Annotated in this window: 20 protein-coding genes; 4 read left to right on the forward strand and 16 right to left on the reverse strand. The window is 27.4% G+C overall.

From position 1 onward, the window contains the following. Window positions 1-17 precede the first annotated feature (17 nt). The 15 genes from BW935_RS09375 to BW935_RS09435 form a co-directional block, all read right to left on the reverse strand. Entirely contained in the window at window positions 18-410 is a 393-nt protein-coding gene (locus BW935_RS09375) for a hypothetical protein (RefSeq protein ID WP_076500914.1), read from the reverse strand. Continuing rightward, the gene (locus BW935_RS09380; protein ID WP_076500915.1) at window positions 410-865 is read right to left on the reverse strand and encodes an HK97-gp10 family putative phage morphogenesis protein; all 456 of its coding nucleotides are present in this window, start codon (window positions 863-865) and stop codon (window positions 410-412) included. The genes BW935_RS09375 and BW935_RS09380 overlap by 1 nt, the downstream gene beginning before the upstream one ends. Continuing rightward, on the reverse strand, window positions 865-1,188 hold the full coding sequence (locus tag BW935_RS09385) for a phage head completion protein (protein ID WP_076500916.1): 324 nt from the start codon (window positions 1,186-1,188) through the stop codon (window positions 865-867). Before BW935_RS09385 ends, BW935_RS09380 begins: the two co-directional genes overlap by 1 nt. A gap of 1 nt (window position 1,189) precedes the next feature. Beyond that, a complete protein-coding gene (locus tag BW935_RS09390) occupies window positions 1,190-1,738 on the reverse strand; it encodes a head-tail connector protein (protein WP_076500917.1) in 549 nt (182 codons plus the stop codon). Next, on the reverse strand, window positions 1,738-1,914 hold the full coding sequence (locus tag BW935_RS18365) for a hypothetical protein (RefSeq protein WP_175606658.1): 177 nt from the start codon (window positions 1,912-1,914) through the stop codon (window positions 1,738-1,740). Before BW935_RS18365 ends, BW935_RS09390 begins: the two co-directional genes overlap by 1 nt. Further along, entirely contained in the window at window positions 1,889-2,044 is a 156-nt protein-coding gene (locus tag BW935_RS18370; RefSeq protein ID WP_175606659.1) for a hypothetical protein, read from the reverse strand. Before BW935_RS18370 ends, BW935_RS18365 begins: the two co-directional genes overlap by 26 nt. 77 nt (window positions 2,045-2,121) lie before the next feature. Next, window positions 2,122-3,354 (reverse strand): phage major capsid protein, encoded by a 1,233-nt coding sequence (locus BW935_RS09395; RefSeq protein WP_076500919.1) that lies wholly within the window; start codon window positions 3,352-3,354, stop codon window positions 2,122-2,124. A 63-nt stretch (window positions 3,355-3,417) separates the two neighbouring features. Then, a complete protein-coding gene (locus BW935_RS09400; RefSeq protein ID WP_076501092.1) occupies window positions 3,418-4,011 on the reverse strand; it encodes an HK97 family phage prohead protease in 594 nt (197 codons plus the stop codon). Continuing rightward, window positions 4,004-5,224 (reverse strand): phage portal protein, encoded by a 1,221-nt coding sequence (locus tag BW935_RS09405; protein WP_076500921.1) that lies wholly within the window; start codon window positions 5,222-5,224, stop codon window positions 4,004-4,006. Before BW935_RS09405 ends, BW935_RS09400 begins: the two co-directional genes overlap by 8 nt. 37 nt (window positions 5,225-5,261) lie before the next feature. Then, window positions 5,262-5,711 (reverse strand): lysozyme, encoded by a 450-nt coding sequence (locus tag BW935_RS09410; protein WP_076500923.1) that lies wholly within the window; start codon window positions 5,709-5,711, stop codon window positions 5,262-5,264. 183 nt (window positions 5,712-5,894) lie between these two features. Further along, the gene (locus tag BW935_RS09415; RefSeq protein ID WP_076500924.1) at window positions 5,895-6,413 is read right to left on the reverse strand and encodes a phage holin family protein; all 519 of its coding nucleotides are present in this window, start codon (window positions 6,411-6,413) and stop codon (window positions 5,895-5,897) included. Window positions 6,414-6,455: 42 nt separating this feature from the next. Beyond that, the gene (locus tag BW935_RS09420) at window positions 6,456-8,078 is read right to left on the reverse strand and encodes a terminase large subunit (RefSeq protein WP_076500925.1); all 1,623 of its coding nucleotides are present in this window, start codon (window positions 8,076-8,078) and stop codon (window positions 6,456-6,458) included. Beyond that, the gene (locus BW935_RS09425) at window positions 8,078-8,551 is read right to left on the reverse strand and encodes a phage terminase small subunit P27 family (RefSeq protein ID WP_076500926.1); all 474 of its coding nucleotides are present in this window, start codon (window positions 8,549-8,551) and stop codon (window positions 8,078-8,080) included. Before BW935_RS09425 ends, BW935_RS09420 begins: the two co-directional genes overlap by 1 nt. A gap of 335 nt (window positions 8,552-8,886) precedes the next feature. Beyond that, window positions 8,887-9,390 (reverse strand): sigma-70 RNA polymerase sigma factor region 4 domain-containing protein, encoded by a 504-nt coding sequence (locus BW935_RS09430; protein WP_076500927.1) that lies wholly within the window; start codon window positions 9,388-9,390, stop codon window positions 8,887-8,889. A 26-nt stretch (window positions 9,391-9,416) separates the two neighbouring features. Beyond that, on the reverse strand, window positions 9,417-9,707 hold the full coding sequence (locus BW935_RS09435; RefSeq protein WP_076500928.1) for a hypothetical protein: 291 nt from the start codon (window positions 9,705-9,707) through the stop codon (window positions 9,417-9,419). A gap of 141 nt (window positions 9,708-9,848) precedes the next feature. Here BW935_RS09435 and BW935_RS18375 point away from each other — a divergent pair, with 141 nt between their 5' ends. From BW935_RS18375 to BW935_RS18780, 3 genes are read left to right on the forward strand one after another with little or no spacing between them, the layout of a single operon-like run. Then, window positions 9,849-10,016, forward strand: a complete 168-nt coding sequence (locus BW935_RS18375; RefSeq protein WP_175606660.1) for a hypothetical protein — start codon at window positions 9,849-9,851, stop codon at window positions 10,014-10,016. A gap of 31 nt (window positions 10,017-10,047) precedes the next feature. Then, the gene (locus BW935_RS09440; RefSeq protein WP_076500929.1) at window positions 10,048-10,266 is read left to right on the forward strand and encodes a hypothetical protein; all 219 of its coding nucleotides are present in this window, start codon (window positions 10,048-10,050) and stop codon (window positions 10,264-10,266) included. A 10-nt stretch (window positions 10,267-10,276) separates the two neighbouring features. Beyond that, window positions 10,277-10,405 (forward strand): hypothetical protein, encoded by a 129-nt coding sequence (locus BW935_RS18780; protein WP_262484360.1) that lies wholly within the window; start codon window positions 10,277-10,279, stop codon window positions 10,403-10,405. A 103-nt stretch (window positions 10,406-10,508) separates the two neighbouring features. On the opposite strand, the gene BW935_RS09445 is transcribed toward BW935_RS18780, so the two are convergent. After that, window positions 10,509-12,110, reverse strand: a complete 1,602-nt coding sequence (locus tag BW935_RS09445) for a tyrosine-type recombinase/integrase (RefSeq protein WP_076500930.1) — start codon at window positions 12,108-12,110, stop codon at window positions 10,509-10,511. Between the two features lie 216 nt (window positions 12,111-12,326). On the opposite strand from BW935_RS09445, the gene BW935_RS09450 reads away from it, so the two are divergent. Next, window positions 12,327-13,946 (forward strand): CTP synthase, encoded by a 1,620-nt coding sequence (locus BW935_RS09450; RefSeq protein ID WP_076500931.1) that lies wholly within the window; start codon window positions 12,327-12,329, stop codon window positions 13,944-13,946. Window positions 13,947-13,955 lie beyond the last annotated feature (9 nt).

Below are 13,955 nucleotides of genomic sequence, written 5' to 3' on the forward strand. Positions count from 1 at the left end.
TATTAATTAAAAAAATATCAATTTACTTTATGTATAGAAAAATCTATTGACCTATTAAATAATTCGGGTTTTTCTTCGTATTCATCTGTATAACTAATAAACCTAATTAAATCAATAAGTATATTATTATCATCATCAACTAATTCTTTATAATCCAATAATTCTTTAATAATATCAACTGCATCTATAACTTCTTTATAATCTTCTGAAAAAATATGTAATCGTAATGTATATATATCCATAATAGATTTTGAATTTTTTGAATGATTTACATCTGTTAAGAAGATAGTGTACATCAATGCAGGTAATTTTTGTTTCTTGCTTGTCAATGGATGTATATTATCCCCAAATATTGATTTTAAATCTTCTGATTCGCTCAATACATTATATATGATTTCTTCTATACTCATTATACTTTATTTAAAAAATTCTTAAGTTCATCTTGAAATGTTTTCATAACCTTAGATGATGTATTTTGATATGCTCTACCTAGGAAGGGATTGGCTTTTACACCTTTAACAGATTTAACATATATTATTTTTCCACCTGAAGATTCAAATTTTAATTTAGTTTTTTTGGTTGGTACTCTATCATTTGTACCAAGTTCAATAAGATGGTGTGCAGGTGATTTGACATTAACAATCATAATGAATTGTCCAAGCCTTGAAGATTTTCTTGCATTCCTAACTGTAATAGATTTTTTCATATATCCAGTATCTCTAGGTGCTTCTTTTCTAGCTTCTTTCTTCACTTCATTAGCTCCTTTTCTTACAGCTTTTTTGATTACCTTATTCTGTGTATCTTCAGGTAACTTTCTTAGTTTTTTTAATAACTTCTGTGCATCAAGATCAAATTTAAATTTCATTATTTATTTGATTTATATTGTGCTGTAATTTCAAGACCTTCTTTATATCCTATCTCTTTTATACCTTTGATTCTGTAATTTTTATCTTCAAAATCAATTATATAATTTGTATTTATATTTTCATCAAAATAAATTTTAAAAATAACTATGTCTGAATCAATAAGCTGTTTACCCTCATATTGCTCCCTATTTTGCCATTGATACTTAGAAGCAAAAAAATCTGAATATTTAACAAAGGTTTCCTTTAATTGCCCTACACTATTTTTTTCTTCAATAGGTTGGTATAGAGTAATTAGATATCGTAAATCTTCCAAGTGAATCATATCAAAAAAATCTAATCTGCTTATAAGGTTGCAATAGCCTTTGTAATGTTTTATCTAAACTAACTATTGATTTACCTACAATTAATGAACCTCTGTATTGATATAAATCAGTTAGTAAAATTAATCCAGCTTGCTTAATTGTAGATGGTAAATCATTTGAAGATTCAAATCCTTTTTTATATACAATTTGAATGCTTGTATATAATGAAGGTAGCAAAGTAAATTTTAAATACTCATCACTATTTATGTAATTATATTCTTGTGAATCAATAACATTATTACCATTGAAAAACTTAACATCAACAATACTATATATAGGTGAATTAGGGAAATAAATTTCTTCATTCTCTTTTATATTTTCAAAAATAGATAGTGTATATTCTGTATCTACTAAATCTTTATCTAATTCATTTTCAATAGTATCTGTTACTACTTGAAGTAAAGAATATATATAAATATCTTCGTGGTTATGTAATATCCTTAAATGCTGTTTAGCTTCTTCAAGTTGAATAAGTGTTTCATTACTTTTCTTTACTACCTTAGCAATCATTATTTTTTACCTTTATTTTTTTTAGGTTTAATTTCTTCTTTTTCTTCATCTAAATAAATGAAATCATTATGAGGTTTTATATATTTTTCAATCTCTTCTTCAGTTAGTTCCAATACCTGATTTTTGAAATGCCCACTAGTGAAATGAGGTTTAATTATTCTTATTATCTTTTTCATCTTGTTCTTTATTTAATTCAGTACTAATTTTTTCAATAACATCTTGAATAGTTTTAATTTCAAGTTGATTAAATACTTCGTGTTTAACTGCTTTTTCTAAAGCATAAATTAATAATTGTAGATTTTCCATATTAATAAGTAAAAAATTAACAATAAAAAAAGGTGGTATTATTAACACCACCTTTATTATATATATTATAATATATATTATGCATCAATATCTTTGGATACTGCTTTTGCTTCAGGTCTTAAATCTTTAAGATCCCAATACGATCCAACGTTCATCACAGTCTGACCAAATTGTGATCTAGTGTATGGATCAACAAGTATCTCAATAGCACCCCAACCAGCAACAATTGACTCTGACCAATCACCAAAAGCCATTGCAGAAAGTCCAGTTCCTGTACCTTTAGTTAGATTAGAAGGTACTCGGTTTGAAACTACAAAATCAAAACCATCAAGTTTACCATCCTGAAGAACAAATCTTCCAGATCCTGAATCCATTTTCAATGTTTTCAAGAATGAATGTAAATCATAGTTAATAAGGTATTTACCATTAGCAACATCCGCTTCTGCTTTACCTACTTTTTCCACAAATTCTTGGACTTTAGCATAATCAATTGCACCACCATTAACACCCATCTCTACAGGTAATACATCTGCACCAAGAAGATATTCAATATATTTTTCGTCCAATGCTTTTTGAATTGATTTTTGAATTTCATTTCTCAAATATGCCTCAACATCTGCACTAGATTGAATTAACAACTGATTAGATACATTCATTCTAGTAGCTAATCTGTTTGGTCTTAATTCAATTTGTCCAACATTATGAGATTGTGCACTTACTTCACCATTTTCTGTATACCAAGCTGAAGTAACTTTACCACCTTTAGGTAAATCAAGATTACCAGTCAATCCAAGGAATCTTGTTGCTCCCATCTTGTCTAATAAAGAACCCTCAAACAAAGATTCAATTATACCACCTTTAGCAGTTTCAACAAGATTACCACCCTTAGCACCATCATCACCAGTTACCGTAAAGTTTCTAAAATTAGATGGTATATATACTGCATTAGCATTTACCGCTACACCTGCATTTCTTAATTCTTTTTCTCCTTCAGCTTGTGCTTCAGCATATACACCATCAACTTTACCAGTTCTAACTGCATTGATATGCCCCATAATGGTATATGCTTCTTTAGACTTATCAGTCTTAATTGATGGTGCATTATTAGCCATTCTAGCCTCGAAAGCTTCTACATTTTCAGCATCAGTTATTTTAACCTTAAGATCTTCAATATCTTTATATTTGTCATTAAATTTGGTCTGCTCATCAGCAGATAAATCTCTTTTTTCTGTTTTTGCAGTTTCAAGAATACCTTTCATTTCAGTTTCTAATTCTGCTAGTTTTTTTCTAAGTTCAACACTTTTTTTCATCTATATGTATATTTTAAAAAATTCAAATAATTTTATATATATTAATTAAAAAACTATCAATAATTATATTGATATAATCTTTAACTTATTCTCATATTTATTATAATTTATTTCAACAGTTTCTTCAACCTTATCTAATTCATCTTTAATTGAATCAAAATTTCTTATTGAAGTATCTTCATAGGCTGGATTTGTCACTACAGAAACATCATATATACCTTTGAAACTTGTGATAGTTCTGAAATATTTATTATCTCTTTTTTCCCACTTATCACCACCTTCTGATATGTTGAATGCAAAAGATGATTTATTTATATTACCCTTTTGAATATTTCTATATAAATCTTTTATATAACTTATTTCTTCATCAACTTCAAAAGAATAAAATAAACCAGTATCATCAACCTTTATTTCAAGTGTATCAACTGAATCGTTTTTTCTAGCCAAAACATAATTTGCATTATGGTTGAATAATGCAACAACATCCGATAAATCGGTATCTTCATTAATTGCACTTCTATCAATTGTTTCAAAAAAACCGCCTAAATCTTTACTTAGTGTATTGAATTTCAATGCATATGCTCTTATATATTTTTTACCATCTTCTTCAATGGCTCTATATTCTATATTATCTATATATCTTAATTCTTTATTCATCATCATCTTCATTTAATTCTGATTCATTTAATTCTGCTTTACTATATTCATTTCTTGCTTTTGAATCCCAAAATCTATTTACAATACTCTTTGGTATTAGATTACCCATTATATAGGTATCACCCTTTATATCACTTGGTAAATCTTCCAATTCTCTTATCTCTTCTGGAGATATAGATCCAAGGTAGAATAATGATTTGTAAAATTCTCCCCTACTCTTTGAATCACCTCTAAGTATAGCATTGACCATTATCTTTACATATACATCATTTAATAATTCATCTTTAGTAAGTAGTTTACTATTTATTTCTTGTTCAATCTTGGTAATAAGAGGTAATAAAGAGGTTTGATAAAATCTAATATTGTCTGCTTCTACACCTGTAGATGTGTTCTTTTCTGCCATCAACATAAATGGTGGAAGGTTCAACATATTAGCAATTTCTTCAGTTTCAAATTTTCTACTTTCAAGAAATCTTGTTTGGCTTGGATCAAGATTTATATTATCCAACTTCATCCCATCTTCAAGAAAGATGATTCTTTTACCACCTTTACCAGAAAAATTATTTTGAAGTTCATCTCTAAGTCTATCCCTTTGTTCTTTTTTTAATGGCTTGTCATAAGTAATAGATCCCTTTATTGAACTTGCTTCACCAGTATATACCTTATTGGTATAATCAATCGCATTTATATTTATATTTAAATTTCTTTTGAAATTATTAACTACATCTATACCAAGATATCCAGTACCTATGTTTTTAAAATGTAATAAATCATCGTTTAATATTGGAGATTTATCATCAAACTTAAAATAAAGTTTATCATTATATAGGATTGCTTCAACAGAAGTATATTCAATAATTGTTAATGATATTATATTACTTCTTTCATCTCTATTTATTTTTGCAAATGAATTACCTTTGATCAACATAATCATTACCATTGTATTGATAAACTCATAAGCAGATTGGTAATTATTAGGTTTATTCTTCAACAAAAAATAAAGATCATTCTTAAGTGTTTCTTTTCCTTTATATAACTTAATGGGTAAACTTGCAATTGTATTGCTTATTATGTTTACACCTCTGTAGAATGATGCAATAGATAAAGCAGATTGATGATTTATATTACTATTAATACCTAAATCATCAATACTTATAATATCAGGAAATTCAAGTTTTGAAAAACCAAATCCAAAAAATTTTGAAATATTCATATTCAATAATTAAAAATTAATCAATTCTTTATTCTTATTAATCAAGATTGAAATATAATTCAGCTTCTTCTTTTCTTCTATTTATTAAACCATTAAGTACTTTACCACCTGCTTTATTCCATCTTAAAAATTGATCTCTTATCAATGGATCATTTGGATTTTTATTTACCAATTTCAAAAGGGTTGATGATTTGAAATTTCCTAACCCTACATTATATGCGAAAGAAACTAATGCGCTAAACTGATTATGATTTAAACCAACCTTAATAGATTTAATAACCCCTTCTTCAAAGTGTTTGATGATATTGTTAAAAAGATTTACCGCTCTTTCCTTGGTAATCTTATCACCTTGCTTTACAGGTGTACCATCTTCATATCTTGTGTTTCCATATCCGATTGTCCAAACCTTAGCAGGACATAAATAAGCCTCTAATTTCAGCCCCTCATATTTATGTAATAGATTAACACCTTTTTCATTAATTTTCATTTAAAAAATTTTCTATTTTATTAATTTGATTATGAGTTAAAAAATTATATTGTTCATCTTTATATATAAGTGTTGAAATAATCTTTATTATTTGTTCATTAGAAAAATTATAAACATTATTATTCAAAAAATCTAAAACAATATTATAATTTATATTATCCATTTAGTTAATGTAAAAAATACTTACTCGTTAATAACATCTGTTATTTTCTTCTTCAACTTCTTATATAATGCTAATGGTACTAATTTCATATCGTAAAAATTTTCTATAATTGAAATTAGTTGTTGCCCTAAAAAAACAGAATAGAATATTGAAAATAAAGGATAGAATATAATTGAAAATTTACCCGCAAAATTTATTAATGATAATATAATTAATGCTGCTAATAATGTGAGTAAAAATCTAGGAAATTTTTTACTCACTAATTTTTTTAATTCATATTCTTTAGGCACTTCAAGATTAGCTTTTTTTAACTTAACTATTTGAATTGAAAAGTAAGTTGCTTTAATTATACCAGTTAAAAAATCAATAATATATAATGAGATTAAAAACCATATTCCACCAACAGAAGCAAAGAAAAAATCAAAAGCAATATTAATAAGTAAAATAAATGGTATTATATATTTAATTATTATATCACTTGTTACACCCTTAAATAATGAAGTTAAAAAATCTTCAAAATTATTATATCCAAATATCATTAAACTAAAAAATTATATATATAATTATAAAAATAACAATTGTTAAATAAAGAAAAATCCACCATCATTATAAGGTGATTTATTATTTTCTTCATCTATCATTTCACTAACTATATCTAATTGATATTGCCCAACTGCCATAACTAAAGCAACTGCACTATCTATTTTTTCTTTACTTCTTTCTTTTGACATCTTGACATTCCCCGCATCATCTTTTACAATTCTTACATTACTTATACACCATTTAAGAATGGGATTATTGTTATGAAGTAATTTATTTTCAATTATTAATGATTCAGTTTTCTTAGTAGCTGGAGACATAGATTTGAATCCTTGACCAAATGAAGATATTTTTAAACCTGCTGCTTCAAGCTTAGTAGTTATTTGGTCTGAAAACCATCTATCATATGCAATATTTACTATATTAAATTTACTTTTCAATTCGAATATTTTTTCAATAATAAAATCATCATCCCTACTTCTTGGTTCTGTTAAATAAAGTAAGTTGTTTTTATTATTTGCCCAACCAATAAAAGCCTTACCACTTGCTATATTATCTTTTCTTTTTGCAGATTCATATGGAATGAAAGTGTAATTAAGGGTTTTGATTTTCCCATTCGGTTGAGGGAATATTAATACGAATGAATTTAAATCTCTATTATTAGCAAGATCTAAACCACCCCAACAAGTTTCACCTAATAAATCATCTTCATTATAATCAATATTATTATTCATCCAATCTTGATTATTTATCCAAGATGATGAAGAATCAACAAATATATTCAAATGTAATTGTTTAAATGAATTAAGAAATGAAGGTATATTTCTTGCTTTATTAATAAGCTCTATTATATAATCTTCTTTAATAGATTTACCATAAGATGGATTAGCTTTTTTTATATTTTCAATAGATAATACCTTATCAATATCATCACTATCATCACCCTCAAATACAATTGGTAAAAAAGTTTCATCTTTAATTATACCATTTATTATTTTTTTTGAATAATCATAAAGATCAAATACAATATGATTTTTATCTTGTCCTGCTGTGGTAATACTAATTAATAATGGTTGAGATCTTGCACCCATTGATGTTTTTACAACTTCATATAGTTCACCATCTTTATGAGCGTGAATTTCATCCACCAAGGCAAAAGATAAATTACCACCGTGCAATGATCCAGCTTCAGAAGCAACTACCTTAAAAAATGAATTATCCTTTTCATATTCAATTGAGTTTCTAAATATTTTCAAGTGTTTAGATAATTCTTTGGAATTCCTAATCATTCCAGACATAATATCAAAACTAATTCTCCCTTGCTCCCTTGTAGAAGCTAAAAAATAACCTTCTCCACCTTTTTCACCATCTGCCAAAATCATATATAAAGAAATTGCAGAAGCTAAGGTTGTTTTACTGTTCTTTCTAGGTAAAAAAATAAATACTTCTCTATATTTTCTTAAGCCTGTTTTTCTATGTTTCCATCCGAAAATATTTGAAACAATTTCTTTTTCCCAATCTTGAAGAATATATGGTTTACCTGCAAGATCCCCTTTTACGTGACTGCAAAATGTTTCAATAAATCTTACTGCTCTATCTGCTGTATATGTATCAAAGTAGTATTTTTTTGTATCAATAATAGAAAAATTAGTTGTATAACTCATTAAAAATTATCTAATGTTTTTTCATCTGTAATTTCTTCATTGTATTGAACAGTTAATTTTGACCTATCTGAAGGGGTTAATCCAAATTTACTTATAAGACTATTATAATTCTTGAATGCAGTTGAAGCAATATTAATATATGGTGATACCATCTCATATTGACTACCATTCTTATTAGTGCCAATAGTTGTATATCCTTCTTTCTTTAACTTTAATTGAGCTTCAATATATTTACCGTATTCACTTGATAACAATCCTAATGATTCTAAATCAAAATTAGATAATACCCCTTTATTAATCATCAATTCAGAAAATTTTAAATAGAATTTTTTTCCATAAATATTTAAATATGATGGTACTTTTATTTCATCAAAAGTTATTTTTTCAACTATAGGTTGATTCTTTTTTATTCTGTTAGGTTTTAATGTTCCTTTTTTAGCCTTTATTTCATCAGGTATTGTAGGTCTGCCCATATATTATTATGATTGTTTACTATTAAGTAAAACACCCTCAATACCCACCCTTAAGGAATTTTGGCTGTATACAAACTTTTCTCCCCTAAGATGGTTAATAGAAAAACAGAATAAAATTTTACTACCCCCCTACCCATAAAATTTTCTATTAAAAAATAATTTACGTTTTAAATAAATAATAAAAAATGCTACCATAATAGAATATAGTAGCATCATTAATTAAGTTCATCATATATTGCTGTGTGAAAGTACCCATCATAAAGACAGGTACTAACAAACAACAAAAGAAAAAATAAGTCAAAAAAATACAATCATTACATCTAAGTAAATTATTATCAATTAATGAATTTACTTTTTATCTCTGTGTTGCACTTATAATTGTATTCTATACAAGACTTATAAGTTAGATTTAATCTATCACTTATATACCTATAATCATATCCCTTCAGTTTAAGATACCAACACTTCCATTTAATGATACTTTTATTCTTTTTATAATAATTTTCAAAAATATATGTTCTTATGTTGTGTAATAATTTTTTATATTCTTCAGTTTCATCAATATAAAAAGGTTCTTCATTATTATTGGTATTATATATATATTCATAATCATTAATACAATCAGTATATGTAGTATAATAATATCCTTGCTTATATATAGTTGTTGATATATTCCAGATAATTCCTTTTATATAATTCTTTAGTTTATCGTCACATTCTGTATTATATAAATTTTTTTGAATTAAAACTAATAATACAGATTGAACAACATCATCATAATCTTCTTTGTTCTTTATTTTTTCTGTTTGTTTGATCACATAATTGTGTACTTGATTCATTATTACTTGATATTTACTTTTAATTGTTATTTATTATCACTAAATATATATTCTAACATCTCCAGTTTAATTCTAGCTATATTTAGATTAGAATAATATTCTATCCATTTATCATACTCATCTAACATTTCCCAAAATACAGGTATACTTATATTTTTTTCTTTCAAATCCATATATTGATAATAATGTTTTAAAAAATTCAATGGCATATCTTTTATATTATTACTCATTATATATAATACATAATATCTTATTGATTTTTCTTTAATGTTTTTATCAATGTATTCAACAGCTTCTTTATATGGTTTATATTTCATTGTACATATATTTATATATAAATACTTTATTTTTTGGAAAAATTCAGATATACAGAAAAAAAATTAAAATATTTTTTATCAATATATTGTATATATTTATACTATATAATATATTTACATAAGATATAAAAAAAAACATATATGAACACTACAATCATCATTAACCGACTATGTAAAACATCATTGATGTATGGTAAATATGTTTCAACATCAGAAGCAAAAAATGAAGCTTTTAGATTAATAAAAATTGGAAAAGCTGAAAAAATAATAGATACAGAAGAAACATTAATGTATAGAATAAGGGGTTAATCAACCCCTTTTAAATTTAAAATAAATAACTATGAAAAAATCAACTTATTTCTTGTTTGGAAAAGAAGCAACTACAATTTATTTAGAAGATGGTATTGAACCACTAATTGAAGCTATTAATGATGATAATATATCATATGATGTTTTTGAATTTATTGAGGGTGAAACATCTCCAGTAAATTTACTAATGAAATATCAAGAATGGGGCGACTATTCAATAATATCAAAAGAAGAATTTAATCAACTCTAAACAATAAACTATGAAAATCACTAAATTAAATACCTTACAAGAAATAATAGAAGCAGTAGAAGCGGGAAAAAATGTAAATGCTAATACAGCATTATATAAGGTAATTAAGAATACAAAAAATGATTATTACTTTTTATAAAGTAATAATCATTGTATAGGACTAATTGAAAATAAGGGTAATTTAAATTCAAGCGATTTTTTTACTATATAAAGAACTTTATTCTAAGATATAAAAAAAGGGGTTAATCAACCCCTTTTTCTTTTATTGTATAAATACCCCTTTGAAATGTTTTTATATATTTTTTATCGTTATATAGTTTAACATCAGAATTAAATATATAATTATATTTATCAAGATTAAAAATTGAACCTTCAAGATGATACTTATTATCTAATTTAAGATTTAATATCTGCTGTTTATTATCTTTATTAAAAGTATTATATATTCCAGATAAAGAAATACTAATATTACTATATATTAACTCAATATTTTTTAATTCATCTATATTATATATAGTAAATAGTTCATTACTATCTGTTTTATTTTCAATTTGATTAATTACTGATTCTCCACCTATTTTTAAATCAACAACAGCATCAAAAAGATTATTGGTATTTACCCCTAGATATCTTACAGTGTCTTCAATTGAACTATGATGCAAGAATTTACTTGCAATATATATATTACCAGTATGGTTGTAAATCATAGTTCCAAATGTTTTTCTTGCTGAATGTGATGATATTTTTTCTGATAGTTTGAAAACAGTTAATTCATTACTATCATAGTTATATTCAGTAATTTCCCTATCATTTATATATTTATTTATGAAGTATCTTATTACAGTAGATTCAAATGATGTTTTAATGGTTTTATCTTGCTTAGTTTTAAATTTTGGAAATTTATAATTAAGTTTTTTTGCAATGTTTTTTGCTTGAATAAATAAAGGTATTTCAATTTTCTTTTTAGTTTTTGAACTGTAAAAAACAAGATTATCTGATTCAAAAGATTTACTATGTAAATTAGCCAATTCAGAAAACCTTAGACCCGTGAAACATCTTAATAAAAATTGACCTAAAGCATTTAGGTACGTTTCTTTTTCTTTATATTTATCATTGATATAGTAATTATAAAGAATATCTAATTCATTTATATCAAGATTAGATACTTCTCTATCATCTGCTTTATTATCATTGTTGATATTTACTTTCAATCTATCTATATTCTTTTTATTTATTGAATTGTAATAATTGATAACTGCATTTATTTTTTCTAGTTTATTTACAACTGTTCCTGCTCTATTTGCCTTTTTTACTTTCTTGTTAATGGTTATATCAGTTTTCAAAAAATCAACAAAATCATTTCTAAATTTATCATTATTATGTTCAATATAATCTAATGTAAGTTTATACTTATAATAAGCTTCATAATCTTCAACAGATTTACCAGTATATTGATAAGCTTCAAATGCAGATTCGCTATTAGTTTTTTCATCTCTATATTTATACAGCCAATAAAGTAAGGTATCATTTTCAATCTTTTTGTATTCAACGGCTTTACCAGCTTTAATTGATTTAATCATTATACCAATATCTTCAGCAGTTGGTTCTGGATTGATTTTAAGAAGGTTATAATATTCTTGTTCAATCTTTTTTAACTTATCATTTAACCTTTGAGCTTCAGGATATTTTTTTATTACTGTTTGAGATTCTTGATTAAAGAATTGCTCTTTAAGCTTCTCCCCTATTCTTTTTTTAATCAATTTACCATTTATATATGCCATAAATGCCAATGGTCTTTCATCTTTATTATCTTTGTGCCCGTCAAAAAAGAAATGATTGTTCATTTTATTACAGTTTAATTATGGATTTATTACAGTTTGAAGGTACAACAATTTTCAACAAGTAAAAATAAAGTGTAATAAAAAAGTGTAATAAATGATTGAAATCAGTTCAAAATTTAACGGGTTTCCAAATCAAAAACAGCATTTAAACCAGTTTAAAAGCTTACTATGATTTGTATCCCATAGGAATCAAAATAAAATCACATCCGCACTATTCTTATGGCATCATCCACCAAGTACATCTTTATCACTGGAGGAGTGACCTCTTCACTCGGAAAGGGCATCATCGCAGCTTCTCTGGCCAAATTACTCCAAGCCAGAGGCTTCAATGTCACCATCCAAAAGTTTGACCCTTATCTGAACATTGACCCAGGGACGCTCAATCCTTATGAACATGGGGAATGCTACGTCACTGAAGATGGAGCGGAGACTGATCTGGATCTTGGACACTACGAAAGATTCCTCGACACCCCTACTTCACAAGCAAACAACGTCACTACAGGGCGTATTTATAATAATGTCATCACCAAAGAGCGAAAAGGCGAGTACTTGGGTAAAACCGTACAGGTCATTCCTCACATCACCGACGAGATCAAAAGAAATTTTTTGAAATTGGGAGAAGATGGCAAATTTGATGTCATCATCACTGAGATCGGTGGCTGTGTAGGTGATATTGAATCCTTGCCTTTTATAGAAGCTGTCAGACAGGTCAAGTGGGACATCGGTCAAAACAACTTTTTGGTCATTCACCTCACCTTGATACCTTTCCTAGCTGCTGCCAAAGAACTCAAGACAAAGCCTACTCAACACTCAGTCAAACAATTGCTCGAAGCGGGTATTCAGCCTGATATATTGGTCTGCCGTACTGAGCATCACCTGCCTATGGAGGTGAAAAAGAAACTCGCACTTTTCTGCAATGTGCAGTTGAATTGTGTCATCGAAGCCATGGATGCAGAGACTATCTATGATGTGCCTTTGTTGATGAAAAAAGAAAAGCTTGACGAGCGTGTGATGAGCAAGTTGAAGCTCACTTCCAAAACCAACACTGACCTTGAGCAATGGAAGGATTTCTTAGGAAGACTTAAGAATCCAACACAAGAAGTAAATATTGGGTTAGTAGGCAAATATGTCTCACTACCAGACTCTTATAAATCCATTATTGAAGCTTTTGTTCATGCTGGTGCAGCATCTGAGTGTAAGGTAAACTTGAAACTGATTTCCTCGGAAGAGCTCTATGCGGAAGCCATTCCAAAGAAACTAGAAGAACTAGATGGTGTCGTGGTGGCGCCAGGATTTGGAGAGCGTGGCTTGGAAGGAAAAATCGAAGCCGTGCGCTATGTCAGAGAAAACAATATTCCATTCTTTGGAATCTGTTTGGGAATGCAGGTAGCTGTCATTGAGTTTGCAAGAAATGTAGTAGGGCTTCCTAAAGCCAACAGTACTGAGATGGATCCTAACACCCCTGATCCAGTGATTGGATTGATGGAAGATCAGAAAAATATTCAGCAAATGGGTGGAACTATGAGACTGGGATCTTATCCATGTGAATTGAAAAAAGGTAGCAAGGCTTATCAAGCCTATGGAAAAGCCAAGATCAACGAGCGCCACAGACATAGATATGAATTCAACAATGCCTATATCAAGCAGTTTGAGACCAGTGGCATGATTCCTTCTGGCATCAATCCTGAAACAGGCTTGGTAGAAATCATGGAGATCAAAAACCACCCCTGGTTCCTAGGCGCGCAGTTTCACCCAGAGTACAAAAGTACCGTGCTCACTCCTCACCCATTGTTCGTCAGATTCATCAAAGCGACGATCGAAAACAAAAAGACCAAATAATACTTCTAT

This window comes from Belliella pelovolcani, from assembly GCF_900156785.1.
Lineage (GTDB): Bacteria > Bacteroidota > Bacteroidia > Cytophagales > Cyclobacteriaceae > Belliella > Belliella pelovolcani.